This is a genomic window from Neobacillus niacini, from assembly GCF_000759675.1.
Classification (GTDB): Bacteria; Bacillota; Bacilli; order Bacillales; family Cytobacillaceae; genus Neobacillus; species Neobacillus niacini_A.
Genome location: NZ_BAWM01000158.1, coordinates 120,037 through 136,189 on the forward strand (window position 1 = coordinate 120,037; position 16,153 = coordinate 136,189).

At 35.8% G+C, this 16,153-nt stretch carries 28 protein-coding genes and 1 pseudogene; 4 read left to right on the forward strand and 25 right to left on the reverse strand.

The window, feature by feature from the left end; translation table 11 throughout:
* Positions 1 to 13: 13 nt before the first annotated feature.
* The 3 genes from TR08_RS29800 to TR08_RS29805 all read right to left on the reverse strand — a co-directional run bounded on the left by TR08_RS29800 (position 14) and on the right by TR08_RS29805 (position 1,278).
* Positions 14 to 337: a YnfA family protein gene (locus TR08_RS29800; RefSeq protein WP_081954711.1), complete on the reverse strand. Its 324-nt coding sequence runs from the start codon at positions 335 to 337 to the stop codon at positions 14 to 16.
* Positions 338 to 466: 129 nt separating this feature from the next.
* Positions 467 to 592 carry a hypothetical protein gene (locus TR08_RS33770; protein ID WP_274521066.1) on the reverse strand — a complete coding sequence of 42 codons (126 nt, stop codon included), beginning with the start codon at positions 590 to 592 and terminating at the stop codon, positions 467 to 469.
* 164 nt (positions 593 to 756) lie between these two features.
* Positions 757 to 1,278, reverse strand: coding sequence for a DNA topology modulation protein FlaR (locus tag TR08_RS29805; protein ID WP_045524597.1), 522 nt, complete (start codon positions 1,276 to 1,278; stop codon positions 757 to 759).
* 141 nt (positions 1,279 to 1,419) lie between these two features.
* Between TR08_RS29805 and TR08_RS33775 the strand changes: the two genes are divergently transcribed.
* Positions 1,420 to 1,554 (forward strand): hypothetical protein, encoded by a 135-nt coding sequence (locus TR08_RS33775; protein ID WP_274521067.1) that lies wholly within the window; start codon positions 1,420 to 1,422, stop codon positions 1,552 to 1,554.
* 58 nt (positions 1,555 to 1,612) lie between these two features.
* Here TR08_RS33775 and TR08_RS29810 read toward each other — a convergent pair whose 3' ends face one another.
* The 8 genes and pseudogenes from TR08_RS29810 to TR08_RS29840 form a co-directional block, all read right to left on the reverse strand.
* The gene (locus TR08_RS29810) at positions 1,613 to 2,173 is read right to left on the reverse strand and encodes a class I SAM-dependent methyltransferase (protein ID WP_045524599.1); all 561 of its coding nucleotides are present in this window, start codon (positions 2,171 to 2,173) and stop codon (positions 1,613 to 1,615) included.
* 11 nt (positions 2,174 to 2,184) lie between these two features.
* A complete protein-coding gene (locus TR08_RS29815) occupies positions 2,185 to 2,571 on the reverse strand; it encodes an iron chaperone (RefSeq protein WP_045524601.1) in 387 nt (128 codons plus the stop codon).
* A 172-nt stretch (positions 2,572 to 2,743) separates the two neighbouring features.
* A pseudogene (locus TR08_RS32300) lies at positions 2,744 to 2,880 on the reverse strand (nucleotidyltransferase family protein); the annotation flags it as partial.
* Positions 2,873 to 3,427, reverse strand: a complete 555-nt coding sequence (locus TR08_RS29820; RefSeq protein WP_045524603.1) for a histidine phosphatase family protein — start codon at positions 3,425 to 3,427, stop codon at positions 2,873 to 2,875. The gene TR08_RS29820 and the pseudogene TR08_RS32300, both read right to left, overlap by 8 nt.
* A 17-nt stretch (positions 3,428 to 3,444) precedes the next feature.
* Positions 3,445 to 3,843 carry a GNAT family N-acetyltransferase gene (locus tag TR08_RS29825; protein ID WP_045524605.1) on the reverse strand — a complete coding sequence of 133 codons (399 nt, stop codon included), beginning with the start codon at positions 3,841 to 3,843 and terminating at the stop codon, positions 3,445 to 3,447.
* 162 nt (positions 3,844 to 4,005) lie between these two features.
* The gene (locus tag TR08_RS29830; protein WP_045524607.1) at positions 4,006 to 4,437 is read right to left on the reverse strand and encodes a VOC family protein; all 432 of its coding nucleotides are present in this window, start codon (positions 4,435 to 4,437) and stop codon (positions 4,006 to 4,008) included.
* 28 nt (positions 4,438 to 4,465) lie between these two features.
* The gene (locus TR08_RS29835; RefSeq protein ID WP_045524609.1) at positions 4,466 to 5,158 is read right to left on the reverse strand and encodes a hypothetical protein; all 693 of its coding nucleotides are present in this window, start codon (positions 5,156 to 5,158) and stop codon (positions 4,466 to 4,468) included.
* 101 nt (positions 5,159 to 5,259) lie between these two features.
* The gene (locus TR08_RS29840; RefSeq protein WP_045524611.1) at positions 5,260 to 5,841 is read right to left on the reverse strand and encodes a GNAT family N-acetyltransferase; all 582 of its coding nucleotides are present in this window, start codon (positions 5,839 to 5,841) and stop codon (positions 5,260 to 5,262) included.
* Positions 5,842 to 6,001: 160 nt separating this feature from the next.
* Between TR08_RS29840 and TR08_RS29845 the strand changes: the two genes are divergently transcribed.
* Positions 6,002 to 6,562 carry a maltose acetyltransferase domain-containing protein gene (locus tag TR08_RS29845; protein WP_045524613.1) on the forward strand — a complete coding sequence of 187 codons (561 nt, stop codon included), beginning with the start codon at positions 6,002 to 6,004 and terminating at the stop codon, positions 6,560 to 6,562.
* A gap of 36 nt (positions 6,563 to 6,598) precedes the next feature.
* Here the strand turns inward: TR08_RS29845 and TR08_RS29850 are convergent, their stop codons facing one another.
* From TR08_RS29850 to TR08_RS29885, 8 genes are all read right to left on the reverse strand, one after another.
* Complete coding sequence (locus TR08_RS29850; RefSeq protein ID WP_045524615.1) at positions 6,599 to 7,321, reverse strand: nucleotidyltransferase domain-containing protein; 723 nt, start codon at positions 7,319 to 7,321, stop codon at positions 6,599 to 6,601.
* A gap of 4 nt (positions 7,322 to 7,325) precedes the next feature.
* Positions 7,326 to 7,796, reverse strand: coding sequence for a GNAT family N-acetyltransferase (locus TR08_RS29855; protein ID WP_045524617.1), 471 nt, complete (start codon positions 7,794 to 7,796; stop codon positions 7,326 to 7,328).
* Between the two features lie 16 nt (positions 7,797 to 7,812).
* On the reverse strand, positions 7,813 to 8,430 hold the full coding sequence (locus tag TR08_RS29860; RefSeq protein WP_045524619.1) for a histidine phosphatase family protein: 618 nt from the start codon (positions 8,428 to 8,430) through the stop codon (positions 7,813 to 7,815).
* Between the two features lie 14 nt (positions 8,431 to 8,444).
* Positions 8,445 to 8,870, reverse strand: a complete 426-nt coding sequence (locus tag TR08_RS29865) for an HIT family protein (RefSeq protein ID WP_045524621.1) — start codon at positions 8,868 to 8,870, stop codon at positions 8,445 to 8,447.
* Between the two features lie 241 nt (positions 8,871 to 9,111).
* Positions 9,112 to 9,561, reverse strand: a complete 450-nt coding sequence (locus tag TR08_RS29870) for a DUF2085 domain-containing protein (RefSeq protein ID WP_370576436.1) — start codon at positions 9,559 to 9,561, stop codon at positions 9,112 to 9,114.
* Complete coding sequence (locus tag TR08_RS32950) at positions 9,443 to 9,697, reverse strand: hypothetical protein (protein ID WP_045524625.1); 255 nt, start codon at positions 9,695 to 9,697, stop codon at positions 9,443 to 9,445. Before TR08_RS32950 ends, TR08_RS29870 begins: the two co-directional genes overlap by 119 nt.
* Before the next feature lie 17 nt (positions 9,698 to 9,714).
* The gene (locus tag TR08_RS29880; protein WP_045524627.1) at positions 9,715 to 10,044 is read right to left on the reverse strand and encodes a hypothetical protein; all 330 of its coding nucleotides are present in this window, start codon (positions 10,042 to 10,044) and stop codon (positions 9,715 to 9,717) included.
* 115 nt (positions 10,045 to 10,159) lie between these two features.
* A complete protein-coding gene (locus tag TR08_RS29885; protein ID WP_045524630.1) occupies positions 10,160 to 10,474 on the reverse strand; it encodes a DUF3892 domain-containing protein in 315 nt (104 codons plus the stop codon).
* 183 nt (positions 10,475 to 10,657) lie between these two features.
* Between TR08_RS29885 and TR08_RS29890 the strand changes: the two genes are divergently transcribed.
* On the forward strand, positions 10,658 to 12,202 hold the full coding sequence (locus tag TR08_RS29890) for a glycosyl hydrolase family 28-related protein (RefSeq protein WP_045524632.1): 1,545 nt from the start codon (positions 10,658 to 10,660) through the stop codon (positions 12,200 to 12,202).
* Positions 12,203 to 12,231: 29 nt separating this feature from the next.
* On the opposite strand, the gene TR08_RS29895 is transcribed toward TR08_RS29890, so the two are convergent.
* Positions 12,232 to 12,822, reverse strand: a complete 591-nt coding sequence (locus TR08_RS29895; RefSeq protein WP_045524634.1) for a DUF1836 domain-containing protein — start codon at positions 12,820 to 12,822, stop codon at positions 12,232 to 12,234.
* 132 nt (positions 12,823 to 12,954) lie between these two features.
* Between TR08_RS29895 and trhA the strand changes: the two genes are divergently transcribed.
* On the forward strand, positions 12,955 to 13,602 hold the full coding sequence (gene trhA, locus TR08_RS29900; protein ID WP_045524636.1) for a PAQR family membrane homeostasis protein TrhA: 648 nt from the start codon (positions 12,955 to 12,957) through the stop codon (positions 13,600 to 13,602).
* Between the two features lie 38 nt (positions 13,603 to 13,640).
* On the opposite strand, the gene TR08_RS33780 is transcribed toward trhA, so the two are convergent.
* The 5 genes from TR08_RS33780 to TR08_RS29915 all read right to left on the reverse strand — a co-directional run bounded on the left by TR08_RS33780 (position 13,641) and on the right by TR08_RS29915 (position 16,083).
* Positions 13,641 to 13,775: a hypothetical protein gene (locus TR08_RS33780; protein WP_274521068.1), complete on the reverse strand. Its 135-nt coding sequence runs from the start codon at positions 13,773 to 13,775 to the stop codon at positions 13,641 to 13,643.
* A 200-nt stretch (positions 13,776 to 13,975) separates the two neighbouring features.
* Complete coding sequence (locus TR08_RS34150) at positions 13,976 to 14,044, reverse strand: hypothetical protein (RefSeq protein ID WP_370576437.1); 69 nt, start codon at positions 14,042 to 14,044, stop codon at positions 13,976 to 13,978.
* Between the two features lie 63 nt (positions 14,045 to 14,107).
* Complete coding sequence (locus TR08_RS29905) at positions 14,108 to 14,575, reverse strand: SRPBCC family protein (RefSeq protein ID WP_045524637.1); 468 nt, start codon at positions 14,573 to 14,575, stop codon at positions 14,108 to 14,110.
* Positions 14,576 to 14,645: 70 nt separating this feature from the next.
* The gene (locus TR08_RS29910; protein WP_045524638.1) at positions 14,646 to 15,368 is read right to left on the reverse strand and encodes a GDSL-type esterase/lipase family protein; all 723 of its coding nucleotides are present in this window, start codon (positions 15,366 to 15,368) and stop codon (positions 14,646 to 14,648) included.
* 319 nt (positions 15,369 to 15,687) lie between these two features.
* Complete coding sequence (locus tag TR08_RS29915) at positions 15,688 to 16,083, reverse strand: DUF488 domain-containing protein (protein WP_045524639.1); 396 nt, start codon at positions 16,081 to 16,083, stop codon at positions 15,688 to 15,690.
* Between the last annotated feature and the right edge of the window lie 70 nt (positions 16,084 to 16,153).

A 16,153-nucleotide genomic window follows, 5' to 3' on the forward strand; every position in this document is an offset into this window, starting at 1 on the left:
CCAAGCTCATTTTTTAATGCCGTGGTGCTAATAACATCACCAAAACACCAACAATACATATTCCGGCCCCAACCCAGTCATATAAATCCGGTGTTTTTTTATCAATGCCCCATCCCCACAGGATTGAAAGCACGATAAATACTCCCCCGTATGCTGCATAGACTCTTCCGAATGATGGAAAGGACTGAAAGGTAGCTATTACACCGTACAGAGCCAAAACGATGCCTCCAATGATTCCCCAGTAGGACGGCCTTCCTTCCCGCAGCCATTGCCAAATAAGATACCCCCCTCCTATCTCAGCAATTCCTGCCAGAATAAATAACAAAGCTGCTTGAATCACTATGTTCACGTCCTTTATTTAAAAGGAGCCTCGATAAAAATCCATCTGATTACCCATCCAGTCGTATTTTTACGTTACTGGTCATCAGAGGCTTCAACTGATTCCCTTATAAGTTGAATTTACTCGTCAACGGGAATCAGAGGCTTTATCTGGTTCCTTATCAGTTGAATTTACTCGTCTAAGGGAATCAGACGCCCTTTCTGGTTCCCATGTAACTTTAAAACATCCATCAATTGGAATCAGATGTTCCATTTCATCCCCTTATAACGTAAGGAATTGGATAAATCCGTTCATAATAGCTCCGATTCCTCAAGGAATGGGTAATGATTGCTATTATTAAAAACAACTAGTTCCACGAGAGGTTTCTATTTACATCTGATTCCAACAGTTCATATTTAAATAACTCCTAATTTTATTTAGCCTATTTTAAAGTAATTTTTTATCTCATCATTTTTTGTAACAATTAAAATTTTATCATGATGAACGGCAAATTTATTAAAGAAATTTGGTTTCCCTTTCTCTTCAAAATACCGATTCCATTTAAACATTTTCCAAAAAATTTTCAGTGTGGGCTTATAATTTGATTTTTCCACACCAAGCTTTTGTAAAACAAATCTCTTAATAATTCTATAGGTCCTTACTGAGTAATTTGTATCTAAAAAGATGATTAACTCCGCATCTTGAAAACTATTTTTCACCCAATCTTCATTATGAACACCCTCCACAATCCAACCATCAGATTGAAGAATTGTATTCAAATATACCTTTCTTTCAACTTCCGTCCTTCTTATATCACCAGATTTATGCCTTTTCCAAACAATATTATCCAATTCATAATAGGGAATCTGTAACTTCACTGACAGCTCTTTTGCTAACGTTGTTTTGCCACTTCCAACCGAGCCGATAATATGAATTTTTTTAGGAACCCCTGTTTTCAAATAGACCACCACTTTTTAATTAAACCTTAAGTTCATCAATATTCTATTTAAGAATCAATATTTCCTCCTTCTTTAATAAGAATTTAAAGAATGAATTAATTTAATCAGTTTGATAATAAGTAACGAAAAGGAGTGATTAAGATGGATGGAAAGTACAATACAAACGATGATGCAAGTGTTGAGATGAAGAAGGCGCTCAGCAAAAGTACACCTAGAAAGAATCCTAACATGAGTGAAGCTGAAAGTAAGATGAAATACCAAGGAAAGAAAGGCTAATTCTAACTAGCGTAAATAAAAATAAGGGTAAGGATTTCCCCTGCCCTTTATATGTTCCTCAAAGCTTAAATGCATCTATGATTAGAGAAGGAAAACATAGTTTATCTCCTTGATTCCTAGGATCAAACTTTTTCGACCGAAAAATTACACCGTCTTCAGCATCCCATTCATTATAATGAAAATTACCTGCTTCATCACAATATTCAAGTAAAGTAACTTTATAACCTGCCTCTGCAAACATGTTAGATAGTGTTCGATAATTATGTACAATTTTATGACTTGCAGCCGGATGATCTTTTGGACCAGGCCCCCCTATTTTTACAATATTTTGATAATCCACATCTAGAAAATATCCATCTGGAACCGCACACCGGATATAACCTGAAGGTTCTAGGTATTTATAACAAAGTTTAGCAGCCTGAATACCTTCTTCAAATGTTAAGTGCTCCCACACGTGTTCAGCTAGAATCGCTGTTAAGGAATTATGAGAAAACTTGTTTTCCCATGTGGTCTCATCTATTAAATTGAGCTCTTCTTCCTGTGTATGTAACCAACCTGGATTATTATTGTATTCCCCTGCTCCGATGACAACTTTGATTTCCTTTTCTATTACCACCAGTTTCCCTCCGATTATTTCTTTTTCACTTTTCCCTCTGCTTTCTTTCTATTCTCAGCCACTCTAAATTTAACGATTTCGCTAATTAAATCATATGGCAGCGGTTTGTCTTTAGGGAACTGGACTGCTCCTTTTGAGCTTTTATAATCTGTAAATTTATGTTGAAACGCTGCGATGCCACTTGAGGTTGGATAGAATCCTATATGATTTTTATTTGCAGCGAAATACACTAGATTTCCATGTAAAGCAAATGCAGGCATTTGGTAGCTTATCTTTTCAACTGCTTCAGGGGCAGCCTCTTTAATCACATTCCTTAGATTTTGAAGTATATCTTGAACTTCCTTAGGAAATTGCAATATGTATTCATCAATTGAATTAATGGTAATGTTATTTTCTTTCATAAAAATCTCCTTTCTAAAATACTAGGTTTTAACTACACTATATCAATTAATAGGTGAACCTTCAAAAATGCATTTTTTATATGCATAAGCCTTTTCTGAGCGTTTGTTTTTAATTGTGGTGAATTCTTAACCTTTGCCAAATTGATTCTCATTTCTTTTTTGAAACTCGTTGTAAGGTATCCCATATTTTTGATCGGACAAATCCAGCACAAATCCACCAATCAGGTAGGTTTAGTGAATTTGCCGTTTCTAAAATTTCCATCTTCATTTATCTTTTTTAATTAGCGATATAACTTTTTCTTCATTCATTGCTTGATTCCATTAGAATTCGTTCAAAGGTTACTTTATTATTTTCATTTTTCAAAAGGAACACATCAGGATTACGTAGATTCCGCCAATCATCAAATCCGAATTCATTATTAAAATGCTTTAATAGTAAAGACAGTAAATTTCCGTGTGTAACGATGATAGTATTTTGATGTGCACTTTTAAATACTCCCTCTACCACTTCTACGATTCGTTTCATTGCTTCTTTGCTTGACTCTCCACCTTCAAATTTCAATTGAAGATCATCAAACGTGTCTTTTAGTTTTTCAAACCAATCAGTAAGGTTATGGGTGCTTAATACACGTTCAGTTAATAGCTCGTTCGTTTCAATTTCAATATTGATTCTCTTAGCAAGTGCTTCTATCGATTGAACTGCACGCTTATATGGACTAGCGATAATCCGGTCAATAGGAACATCGCCAAAGAATTCAGATAGATGAATGGCTTGATTAAAACCTCTGTCTGTTAGTGGTGCTTCAGATGGCTGCCCTTTGGCCTCGCAATGCCTGATAAGATAAATTTTCTTCAATAAAATCTCTCCTGACTTTACTCTTCTATCGTCTTCCTAAAACCGTAAAATGCACGATATCCTTGTTCTTCGTAAAAAGTATGAGAAGTACTAGACGCAAGCATTTCTATTCTAGTTTTGGAATATAAACTGTGGACGTGCTGAAGTAATTTCTTCCCAATACCGAACCCTCGATAACTTTTGTCAATTAACAATTCACAAATATAGAGAGTGATACGTGTATCCGTAAAACCTCGAATATAGCCTACTATACCGTCACCTTCTGCTTCTACAACATATGATACATTTGATTTTCTCCATGCTTCCTTCGTGTCTTCGTTCTTTTCCACTAAGTTATTCCAGCCCTCTTCTTGGTTTAACTCTTGTATTCTATTAAAATCACTTTCTTCATAATGTCGGATATGTATCTGATTCATTCAATAAACCTCTCCCAAAATACTGCACAAAATGTTCATTTTTTAAAATTGGTACTGTTTGATAGACATTTAACCGGCTGGAATGCTTAACATCGGCTCCGAATCCGCGTTCGCGCAACTCCCTTCCGCTTCCACATTCCCAGTGAGTTAAAGCATTATCATTTACTCTATGATTAACATATCATTTTCATCAAAATTCCAGCTTTCAGCATAGGCTACCTCCCAATAGTACCCATCTGGATCTGAAAAGTATCCACTATATCCTCCCCAAAATACCGTTTGTGGGGCTTTTACAATCTTTCCTCCAACTTGTTCCACAGTTTCAAAAATCCGATCGACCTCTTCTGCGGATTTTGCATTATAAGCGAGAGTAATCCCAGAAAAACCTTGGGCTGTAGGAGGGTCGTTTTCATTGATATCCTTTGCCAGCTCATCTAAAGGATATAAAGCCAGTTTCGTACCTCCATTTTTAAAGAACACAATTCCTGGGCTTTCCTCTGAAACAGACGTTTCAAATCCTAATCCATCTCGATAAAACCTTAGAGACTGAGAGATATTTTTTACGCCTAACGTAATCAGGTTTATTCTATTCATTTTTTATACCTCCACTTCGTTAAAAAAACTACTTTATAAAAGCTAATTCTTGATTAATTACTTCCTGAATCTTTTTGTTTCCATAGGCACCGCGATGGAAAGCGTTGGTATCAGACCAGTATAGCTCTCGAAATGAAATTCCATTTTTCAGTTCAATCCCTAAAAATATTCGATTGCCTTCAAAAGCTTTCTCTTTATACATTTCCATGTGGTCTGTAACTGCTAATAAAAGCCATTCATTAAGAAACTTTTCCTTCGCTTCAGGCGAAAAAGTATGAATTCTGCGGCCGTCATCTGTGCTTTCAACATGGATATCCTTTACCAAATCCTTAATTGGATAAATATCTCCGATTGTTTTTGCGTCTTTCTTTTGATCTGCCACATAGACTTTATCGTTTGCAACCACCATGAAAGATGAAGGATAGCCCCTTACAGCATAAACAGTCGTTCCTTTTTCTAAATAGGCTGCATCGCCATTTCTCATTTTATGGTCACTACAGGCATTATCAGCCATTTTATAGGTAACTTTTCCAACCGGCTCTCCCTTTTCAATTTGAGTGCTTAATGGTTCATCCGATGCTTCTTCAAATTGGTGTTGATAGGTAACATCATTAATCTTTAACAGATCAACCCACTCAATTGCGCCATCAGGACAGCCAATGATTTGATTGCAGGAGGATAAAAACGTTGAAAGAAATAAGATGATTATTAGCCTTTTCATTCAAACACCTCCAAAATGATTCTCAAAAGTATATATTCATCATTTTAACCTGTTAATCCTTCCAAAAAATAGAAAAGCTTTACTCCTTTAAGAGTAAAGCTCTATTTTTCAAGTTCATCTAATATATTTTGATTTTGAGGATCTTCATTAAAGGTCAAGACCTCTTCAACAGGTTGGTAGGATTCACCATAAAAATGTTGATCCTTATAGGTATGAATCTTATTATATGTCTTTCTCATCGCTTCAAAAATTAGCTCTTCGGACTCTTTATTTGGTGCCCAATAGAGAATTTCCATTTTATTAACCTCATTTGTTGCTAATGACCGCCTTTGATAACCTATTGAGTTTGCGTGTTCAAAGCCCTCTCGTTTATAAAAATGCAGCCTTTTTCCTGTATCACTGTCTTCATAGCTAACTGGTTCAACTTCTAGAATGATTGCCTTTCCTTTTTGTTTCATTTTTTCTAACAGCTGATGACCGAGTCCCTGACCACGGGCATTTCTTGAAACAAAAAGATAATCAATAAATACAAAATCATCTAACTCTGCATACATCAAAACATGATTAGGTCCCTCATCCTTATGATAAATATCAGACCTCTCTCTTAATAATGTTTCCATATGCTCTTTCGACTTCATTTCCTCAATCGGAAAATATTGATTCAACTTCTCATACCAATGCATTATACTACTCCTCAGATAAAGTGTCTTAATGAGGAAAGTATGTGTGGATTTTCCATTTTTCATACAAATAGGTCTTCATATCTCTTTTTATTAATGTTCGACTCTTTGATATGATATAATCGCTTCTATTAACTTAAATTCCAAAAATCAGGAGATTAAAATGAAAACTGAAAAAGAAAAAATGTTGAGCGGTGAACTTTATTATGCCGCCGATCCGGAATTGTTGCAAGAACGTTTAAATGCCAGAAGACTTACCAGATTATACAATGAGACACTTGAAACCGATGAGGAGAAAAGGACTGCTCTATTAAATGAATTATTCGGCTCAACTAGAAAGAATATATACATAGAACCAACCTTCCGTTGCGATTATGGCTACAACATCCACGTTGGAGAGAATTTCTATGCAAATTTTGATTGTGTGTTTTTGGATGTTTGTGAAATTCGAATCGGAGATAATTGCTTTATTGCCCCTGGAGTAAACATTTATACAGCGACACATCCCCTAGACCCCAATGAAAGAATTTCAGGTAAAGAGTATGGAAAATCCGTAAACATAGGTCATAATGTTTGGATTGGCGGAAGAGCCGTTATCAATCCAGGAATCAACATAGGAAATAATGTCGTGATTGCCTCCGGCGCAGTCGTAACAAAAGATGTTCCTGATAATGTCGTGATAGGTGGAAATCCTGCTAAAATCATAAAACAAATTGAAGTATAAAGAAATGAAAAGAGCTTGGATCCAAGCTCTTTTTTACTATTTCCCTAATGAAAAACCTTGAAATAGCCGACCGCCAAATGGCTGTAGGATCTCATCAACCATTACTATAATCTTATTTTTATCACCCGTTTTATAAAAGCTATCGAACGCCTCGACAAAATGGTCTGCAAACTTTTCATCATAGTTTCTTAATGAACGAACTACCCATTTTGAAGTACCTATCCATTTTCGATTCGTTCTCAAGACAAATTCACTAACTAATTCAGCAAGTGTATTTGCAATAAAAATTTCCTCTGCTCTATTGGTACTCCCTATAAAATCGTCAAGTAAATCCGTAATAAAATAACGCTTTATTTTGATGGTTTCAGCAGACCATTCTTCTGGACCCTTCTCTAATAAATCATTTGCCTCTTGTTTTATGGACTCTATTATTCCACTATCAATTATGACGATTCCCTCTGAAACCATTTTAGGCAATGATGGTCTCGCTCGTTCACAATCATTTTTAAAAAACTCCTTATAAGAGGATAAGTTATGTACAAAAACCTCTATATTCCAACCAAAGTCAATGACTGACTCTCTATATGCCGATTTGAGATTCTTATCAAAGATAACGATATCAAGGTCAGATGTTGCTGTGGATTCTCCTCGAACGACACTCCCTGCTAATAAAGCTCCATGACAATTCGGGAAATGTTTCGAAGTAAACAATTCAGCTGCTTTGTAGGGTTCTATTCTATTTATCTCCCTCACCCCCATTTCTCTATAGTACTTTTTTAAAATAAATCAGTGTGGTATTTTCATTTAAATTCTTTTTAACACCTGTTTTTATGTATCCCATTTTTTCGTATAAGTAGCAATTACGCTCTTCTTCTAAAATGGTCGCCAATTCCCAGCTAATGGCTTGGGGAAACAATTCTTCTATAAGAGTAATAGCTTTCTGGGCAATCCCTTTCCCTTGGTAGGCAGGAAGAATAAACATTGGACTTATCCAGAAATGGAATTCCTCTTTCGATAGAATACATATGGCACCAACAAGGAAGTTATCGACAATTATTTTATAAAATCCACCATTAGGATTGTTTATTCTTGTTAATACTCGTTCAATTGTTTCGTTTGCTGGGTTTGTATGAGTATCCTGATATTTTTCCAACAAGGGCATAAATGCCTTTACCTGAATATCAAAAATCGCCTGTGCATCTAAGGTTGTTGCTTTGACTAGTCTAATGTCCACGTCCTCACATCCTACTTTATTTTACAGTTTCCCTGTGTGATATATCTCCTGCTACTACAATTTCATATCCATTTTCATTCATTTCTACAATCGTTAGACTCGTATCGTGAATAAATGGAGGTTCCCATAAGGTTTCTATTGACGCATTCTTAAAAAATGAATACATACATTTTATTAGTACTGAATGAGTAACTATTAAAATATTCCCAGATTTATATTCTCTTTTAATTCTGTTTAAAACACGAACAGCTCTTTCTCGTGTTTCTTCAAACGTTTCTCCTCCAACAGTGGTAAATTGATTGGGTGTGTTCCAGTATGACTCAAACTCATCTTCATACATTTCTTTAATTGATGAATGAGTTTTTCCTTCCCATTCACCTAGTTTAATTTCTTTGAGATCCTCATCGTAAATAACAGGAATATTCCTTTCACCCCGAATAAAATTGGTAGTAGCCTTTGTCCTCCCGCTTGGACTTGAAAAAATCGCTGTTAATTCTATATCCTTTAGTCTTTCACCTAAAGATACAGCATTTTTAATTCCATTTTCCGTTAGATTTGAATCCAACCAGCCTTGCATTCTTTTTTCTCGGTTCCATTCTGTTTCACCATGCCTTGTTATGTAAAGAGTTATCATATTGAACCCTCCCCTTATTTGATTAATTCACTAATAGCTTCGACTAGTTTTCTAGTTGTCTCTTTTAACTTCGATTCATCTTCTATAACAGTCTCATCATCTGAATAGAAATCTGCAAATGATTGATCTTTATATCTAGGTACAACGTGCATATGGTAATGAGTTAATTCATTAAATATCCCGCCATTTTGGCAGATAGTAATCCCATCTGGATTAAACAATCTTTTTATTGCTTTTGATAGAAGAATAGATACCTTCATAATTGCATTGGCAGTATTTTCGTCAAGTTCTTCCACGTCATGAACATGTATTTTAGGCAATATTAAAATATGCCCTTCATTATATGGCTCATAGTCTAGGAAACAACATACATATTCATCTTCAAAAACAACATGAACCGGCAAATTTTGATTTGCTAAATTACATCCTAAACATTCCACTTTTTTCACAACCTTTAAATTCTAATAATTCCACTTTAACAAAAAAAAGGCCGTCTCTCTCGACCTTTATAAAATATTTTGAAGTGTTTGTAAAATATATATAATAAATTGATAAATCAATGTGAATAGCTGGGATAAGAACTCAAACAAGGAATCAAACATAAATCTACATCCTTCCATAACATCCTGCCATATCTTATGCTTACTTGGACAAGTATGAAACGGATAAAAGTGTACTTTTTTACAATCCAATAGAAATAATAATCTGGCTGATACTAACAATTATAATACTCTGACCGAAGCCGCTTATGATTCCTGTCGTAAACCTTAATGAATTATTACTCATTCGAAGTTTCTTTTTTTGGGTCCAGCCATCCAAAACCATTGGAAAATTTAATATTATCCCCAACCAAAGAGATAAATTCAAATTAACGAGTAATAATATCGGAAAAAATAAATAACCCAATAATATCCCTGTGCATCGTGCACACAAGGGGAGAGTATACCCTTTTATGGTTAGACTTCTAGACTTCATCCGATGACAAGGTACAAGATCCATTAACCACTTCAATTTAATTACAATCTGGTCCACAGTCACAATCAGGTCCTCCATCACAATCTGGTCCGCAATCGAAATCGTAGCAGTCTGGTGTACAATCATCCTTCTTTTTACGATACTTCTTTTTTCCATAATAAAACAGGACAAACAGCAGCAATAAAATACCCACTGCCATGGCAAGCAGGCCAAATACCATTTCCCCATTAAGTAAAAACGTAGTTCCAACCACAAATGAAATAATCATTCCTGTTAGCAAAAGAAAAAACATTACTCCCACCTTTTTCTCTAATAAGTTCTCTTATTCTTTAACATTACGATTCCTACAATAAGTAATAGAATTGGTCCAATAACAAGAAATTTAAATACACCAGGAGTTGCTAAACAATATAAACTGAGCGGCAATGCCCAGATAGAACAAATAATAAGTAGATTGTGTTTCAAGGTAAGGCTTGCGTAAATCGCCAACATAATGGGCGATAAGTACATAATAGTGAAAGATGTAAAGACATCTGGGTCCACACTTGAATGCGTATATGGGTTATAAACTAAGATAAAACTGCAAAATAGCAAACTTCCAATCGATCCAACAACCCCTATCAGTCTCAAAATCTTCACTACTTTCCCCCCTAAAAAACACTTTTATCTATTTATATTCCATTGAGTTGTTAAAAAACCTTTTTCTAATGAAAAGAAAAAGGAGCGGCTATTATGTGCCACTCCCTTCGCCAAATTAAAATTCGGGAAGTCGATCAAGATTGTTTTCTTTTATTCCATCCGGTTCGCTTCGAATGATATCTCTGCCGTATTTATGAAAAACATCTACATGTGAGATCTGACCTGATTTTGCTTCAGTTAGAGCCGTAATGTAATCCAGCTCTCTACCTGTACTTGTTTTAAAAGCAATAATATCCCCATCATCGTTTTTCTTAACCGCAACAAATTCTTCTTTTCCATCAAGATTGCCTTGACCCGCCTCTAACTGTGCTTGCTGCTCACTTTGCTGTTTATACTCTTCATAGATTTTTTCATAATTCTTATCTTCCATTTCCGCCACCTCCGAACGTATGTTAGTATTTTGATGTTAATGGTTAATAAATATTCAAGATACATAAAACTGACTAATTTTTTTATTAAAGATTCTCAGCAACAAGGACCTGTTTTTCCATATACTAGAGCTTTTCCTACTTATCGGCGATAATAGTTTTATTAATGTAAGGAGTGAAGAAGAATGATGAATTTTGATAAATTCCATAATCCTCAAAAAAATGGAGAACTCCTTTCGGAAATTACAGGTAAACAACTAGATATAGATAAGGTCATCACAGAGACAGCGCAGCTTTTCCAGCGATGCATTGAAAATAAGCCTATTCCTCAAGTCAACAAGGTACCTTTTAAAGTTCCTTTTTCAAAGAAAATCATTGAGAGATTATTTCGGTTATTCGCTAAGCCTTCGAGCATATTGGAACCAACACAAATAAACATCGATCCTGAAGGAAATGTGTATCCTGAATGGAAGCTAAAACTAGATGACGAATACGGAAACTTACTGAGTGGGATTACAAGGGAAGTAAATATTAAAGATTTTGGCGGGATTGGGGATGGAAAAACAGACAATACAGCAGCTTTTAAAAATGCGATTGGAAATGGCAGGGTAAAGGTAATTGTTCCTGCGGGAATCTTTATCACAAAAGGTATCCTCCTTCCGTCATGGACATGCCTTATAGGTGCCGGAAAAGGAAGAACAACAATTAAACTGCATGAGAGTTCCTCCAAAGGAACGAGATTAATTACCAACTCAAACCATTGGAAAGGAAATAATCATATTTTTGTACAGGGAATGAGTTTAGATTGGAATGTTGAAAGGCTCGGAGATGTAAAAAAGACGAGTACTTGGGGAAATCATTCAAGCTGTTTGACCTATGCAAATGTCACATATGGCTGGATAAATGATGTTGAAGGAATTAATTCAGGACTTCATTGCTTTGATATTTCCTCTACCCTGTACAATTATGCTGGGGACGGATATCGTGGTAAAGGTGGCAGCAAATACGTCTGGCTCGATAACCTAAATGGGTATGGATTTGGAGATGACGGGGTTACCACCCATCATAGTGATTACATATTTATTTCCAATTCTCATATGTGTGATCCGAGCGGCCGTGCACATCATAAGGGTTTTTCAAATTCAAATGGGTTCGAAATTGATGATGGATCGAGGAATGTTCTATTGGTTAATAACTCAACTGCAAGATGCTTTGGGGGCATTGAAATTAAGGCCCATCAAAATTCATCTGCTGCCTCAAACGTGAAAATCCTAGGACATATTTCTGTCAACGATAACCGATCCTATAACTTCCGTCATATCGGACACCACAAAAGCACAGATACTGAGTCAAAATCGGCATACAATATTACTGCTATGAATCTTGCCGCCATTAGACCGATTTTCACAGATTTATATAAGGGTTCCACGCCACGCGGCTTGGTAGTGTCTGCCTATAAAAATGTCGTTATCAACCACTTTACATTGATTGGCGACCCTGATTACGACTACAAAGGCAACCCAATTATTGCGATACAGTACCGTGCAAGGAATGTGGTACTAAGTAATCTTTCACTAAAGGGGTTTAAAAGTGCCAGTACAGATATTAAAGTTTACGGAGGGGTAAATCGGGCTGATTCAGTCTCAATAAATAATGTTGTGGTTCATGATTCTGCACCGAAAATAATTGATATTGGTACAGACGTAAAAGATATACAGATGAGGAAGTGAATCAACTAGAAAAAGCGTCAAAGATATAATTATCTATGACGCTTTCCCTCTTTTTCAACTACAATTTCGTCAACCAGCTTTTCTGCTACTTTTCGATATAAATTACTCATGTGTACGAGCGAAGAAATCATAAGTACCTGCTCGAGGTAAGGAGCGTTCCGATCCTCCATTTTTGATACTTCTTCATTTACATCCTTGACACGCTCATTGATATCCTCATTAAAATCAGTAACGTTTTTTTGGGAGAGAGCTAAATAACTATTATAAAAAGATTCTATTTCTATATCCTCTTTGATAATCCTTTTATTTATGCCATCAAGCGTGACCTGAATATCGTTAATGGAAAGAGCTCCTTTTAGTTGATAAATTAAACTCATCAAAATCAAATGCTCTTTTGAATACTTCTTATTTTTAATTGGAAAGATCAGTTTCCCTTTCGCATAATTATTGATCATTGTTTTCGTAAGAACTTTTTCCTCTTCATTTCGCTTTGAATCTGCAAATTTGTTTTCAAATAACTGTATTACCTGATCCATATACAAATCAATATTCGGTATTTCATCTATCGTTAGGTTAGATTCCAATCCAAGCTGGTCGAGTATATCATTGATTTTTTCCATAACAAAAACCCCGATTCTAGTGTTCTCTGATTAACATTATATCGTAACAATTATCCATTGACTAGATGGTGTTTTACGAGTATCATTATAAGTAGTTATCAAAACTACATGTTGTATTAGGAGGGTTTTCACTTGAGCAATTTTATTCGGGAACCAATTAATGGACTGACTCATTTAACTGGAGCATTGTTATCGTTTGTAGGACTTCTTGCGATGGTGATCAAAGTGTCGAGTACGACCTCGTCAACGATGGCCATTACGGCTGTCATTATTTTTGGTGTCAGCATGATCCTCCTTTATTCTGCTTCCGCCACCTACCATATGGTAATAGCTAAAGATCATGTAATTGCTTTTTTAAGACGACTCGATCACTCGATGATTTTTATTTTGATTGCAGGTACCTACACACCTTTTTGTTTTATCAGTTTAAATGGAACAACCGGTAATATCCTATTTTCAATCATTGCCGCGATAGCTTTAAGTGGAGTTGTTTTTAAAATGGTATGGTTTAATTGTCCGCGCTGGATTTCTACAGCACTGTATCTTGTCATGGGCTGGATGATTGTGTTTGTATTCTCACCATTAGCAGGAAGCATGGACTCGAAGGGTTTATTTTTATTAATACTCGGAGGTATTTTTTATACAATCGGCGGTGTCATCTACGGGGCTAAGCCAAAATTCCTTCAATCCAAATACATGGGCTTTCATGAGATTTTCCACATCTTTATCATGCTTGGCAGTTTGTCTCACTTCTTATGTGTGTTTTATTTTGTAATATAAAATTGAAAAACGCCCCTAGAGGCGTTTTTTACTTTGAATTAAGAGTTCTTTTTATTATCTCTTGCTGCTTGTTTCCTTGCTTTCTTGCTTAATCCTTGTTCTGCACCAAATTCTGTGTCTGCTTTGCTTCCTCCAGTATGTGGTTGTTTACGATTGTCATTTCGATTTGTCAAAGTAGTAATTCCTCCTTTTATGTATGTTGACAAGCAACATCTTTATACTGCTTAAAAGGGAAGGTAATTATACCTATTTTCGCTTTATTCCTTTACCAAATAACATCATTAAAATAGTTTTAAGATCTGCATTCTGGAGATACAGTCTTTTATAAGAACCTAAGAATTCTGTTTGAAGTTTGGTCTCGATTACTTTATTTTCAAAGGAAACAAATGGAACCTGCACTTATCCCAGCTAATAGGATTCCTTGATTCCAGGCTTTTCTCAATATGGTAGACTCCCTCTAAATAAGGCAGACCAAATCCACGTGGATCTATCTGCCTTAATACACTTACTTATTAACAAGAGCATCAGGAGCCTTATCGGCCACAAGATTTAAATAGATGTTGTGCTCAAGAAGCGCCTTTAACCCGCATAGTACCATTGTGTACCCTCCCATTGAATCAACGGCTTGGTTTACCATTTCATCTCCACTTCCAGAAAAACCTGAGTTGGTAATCGAGACAAAAGTTTCATTATCATTTCGAGGAGAAAATATCCACTCAACTTGGGTGCCGTCGGACCACTCTATCCGAATTAACCTGTTTTGCTCTATTTCCTTAACAAGCAAGTCATCTCCAACACCATACATTTCCCAATCCCATCTAATACGCTTACCCGATTCTAATCTCCCACTGCTTTTGGTGAACCAGAATTTTGTAGTAATTTCAGGGTTAATAAATGCTTCGTATACTTCTTCGACCGGTCTGCGAATTAACATTTCTGCTTTAACAACGGGTATTTGATTCAATGTTCTCATTGTAATTACTCCTTTTAGTATTAGTTGCTTAATTCATAGCTTAGTCTCACTTTGATTTCTAATTCGTTGATTATTTAAAACTAACTTCTTTTAATACTTTTGCAGATAATCGTTCAGCGATTAATTGATATCCAGCAGGGTTGGGATGTAAGGAATCACTGAAATAGTTACTTTTTGGTTTGTTTTGAAATAGGTCTAGAATAGGAACAAAGTAAGTCTGCTCATAATCACCAGCCACCTTGACTATCTCATTGTTCCAATGTTCTATCGTGCTTAGAATTTCCTTCTGATTTGGATATTCTATATAGGGTTGATATAGACCTAGCACAAAAATAGGAGCAGCAGAATTGCCTTTTCTTATGTTTTCAATGATCCTATGAAGATTGGTTGTGAATTTAACTTTTCCCTGATTGATTCGTTTTACATGAAGTGGATTAAATTGAAATTCTGCACTCTTTCTAAAATCATTCGTTCCTATGTAAAGAATAATATAATTTGCCTTTTTTATTTGCATGTAAATTTTTTTATCCTTCAGCTGTTCGAGAATATTATCGGTTGTATACCTAGGTATAGCAAAGTTGCTCACTTTAACAGGAGTATTCAGTTTTTCTTGCAATTTTACTTTAACTCCTTCTATATACCCCTTTTTTGCAGGGTCCCCTACTCCATGCGTGATTGAATCACCGAGGGCTACAAGGTTAATCTCCTTTGTACTGGCCGACGAACCACGGAGCCCGGTATAAGTCCCAAACAGGACCAAAATTATACAGAATAATACGACATAATTTTTCATAATAAAACTCCCAGTTGTGTTGACTTATTTAGGAGTTTTCCCAGTGGCACCTGCACTCATGTAGTATCAATAAGAATTAACTCCAGATGGTATTCAGTTTGTTATCTAACTCATGGATGGGACCCGAAAATATGCTAGGGGGTCTATCAAATCATCTGTAAAAACACCCGTATTTCTAAGAACAGTCTCTACATATTGTACTCCTTTTGGGTTAGTAGGATTTCTAATATTCATAAATAGATATTCCATAGGTTTATATAATAATCCTTTATTGAATGGGACAAAAAAGAGGAAATCCCCTTTTTAATGGGAACTCCTCTTAATACGTGTAATTGGATTTTTCTTCTTCATGATTCATTATTCTTTTTAACTCCTCTAGTAAAACAATAGCATGATTATATACAGGATCCTTTGCACCGTACAGGAGAGTAACTTTCCCCTTTAATGTCATTGTAATGATTTCATCTAAAATCTTCTGTTTCTGTTCATCCGTACGCAATTCCTCTAAGTATTTCGTTCGAAACTCCTCAAACAACTCAGGCTTATGACAAAACCACTTACGAAGCTCAGGACTTGGAGCAACCTCCTTCTCCCATGCCGTCAGCTTCGCCACCTCCTTTGAGATCCCACGTGGCCAAATACGATCAACTAAAATCCGAAAACCATCAGACTCATCATACGGTTCATAAACTCTTTTCAAGAACAAATTACCCATTAGAACCCCTCCTTATTAGGCTTTTCGGGACACTGTCCATTCCACGTGGACACTGTCCACGACCGGTGAC

What these genes read in the sequence shown, in the direction of transcription:
- TR08_RS33770 (WP_274521066.1), bottom strand. Translation starts at nt 592, where the DNA reads ATGGAACATCTGATTCCAATTGATGGATGTTTTAAAGTTACATGGGAA.
- TR08_RS33775 (WP_274521067.1), top strand. Translation starts at nt 1,420, where the DNA reads ATGGATGGAAAGTACAATACAAACGATGATGCAAGTGTTGAGATGAAG.
- TR08_RS29815 (WP_045524601.1), bottom strand. Translation starts at nt 2,571, where the DNA reads ATGAAAGAAAATAACATTACCATTAATTCAATTGATGAATACATATTG.
- TR08_RS29825 (WP_045524605.1), bottom strand. Translation starts at nt 3,843, where the DNA reads ATGAATCAGATACATATCCGACATTATGAAGAAAGTGATTTTAATAGA.
- TR08_RS29830 (WP_045524607.1), bottom strand. Translation starts at nt 4,437, where the DNA reads ATGAATAGAATAAACCTGATTACGTTAGGCGTAAAAAATATCTCTCAG.
- TR08_RS29835 (WP_045524609.1), bottom strand. Translation starts at nt 5,158, where the DNA reads ATGAAAAGGCTAATAATCATCTTATTTCTTTCAACGTTTTTATCCTCC.
- TR08_RS29840 (WP_045524611.1), bottom strand. Translation starts at nt 5,841, where the DNA reads ATGCATTGGTATGAGAAGTTGAATCAATATTTTCCGATTGAGGAAATG.
- TR08_RS29845 (WP_045524613.1), top strand. Translation starts at nt 6,002, where the DNA reads ATGAAAACTGAAAAAGAAAAAATGTTGAGCGGTGAACTTTATTATGCC.
- TR08_RS29850 (WP_045524615.1), bottom strand. Translation starts at nt 7,321, where the DNA reads ATGGGGGTGAGGGAGATAAATAGAATAGAACCCTACAAAGCAGCTGAA.
- TR08_RS29860 (WP_045524619.1), bottom strand. Translation starts at nt 8,430, where the DNA reads ATGATAACTCTTTACATAACAAGGCATGGTGAAACAGAATGGAACCGA.
- TR08_RS29870 (WP_370576436.1), bottom strand. Translation starts at nt 9,561, where the DNA reads ATGGAAAAAAGAAGTATCGTAAAAAGAAGGATGATTGTACACCAGACT.
- TR08_RS32950 (WP_045524625.1), bottom strand. Translation starts at nt 9,697, where the DNA reads ATGTTTTTTCTTTTGCTAACAGGAATGATTATTTCATTTGTGGTTGGA.
- TR08_RS29885 (WP_045524630.1), bottom strand. Translation starts at nt 10,474, where the DNA reads ATGGAAGATAAGAATTATGAAAAAATCTATGAAGAGTATAAACAGCAA.
- TR08_RS29890 (WP_045524632.1), top strand. Translation starts at nt 10,658, where the DNA reads ATGATGAATTTTGATAAATTCCATAATCCTCAAAAAAATGGAGAACTC.
- TR08_RS29895 (WP_045524634.1), bottom strand. Translation starts at nt 12,822, where the DNA reads ATGGAAAAAATCAATGATATACTCGACCAGCTTGGATTGGAATCTAAC.
- TR08_RS29905 (WP_045524637.1), bottom strand. Translation starts at nt 14,575, where the DNA reads ATGAGAACATTGAATCAAATACCCGTTGTTAAAGCAGAAATGTTAATT.
- TR08_RS29910 (WP_045524638.1), bottom strand. Translation starts at nt 15,368, where the DNA reads ATGAAAAATTATGTCGTATTATTCTGTATAATTTTGGTCCTGTTTGGG.
- TR08_RS29915 (WP_045524639.1), bottom strand. Translation starts at nt 16,083, where the DNA reads ATGGGTAATTTGTTCTTGAAAAGAGTTTATGAACCGTATGATGAGTCT.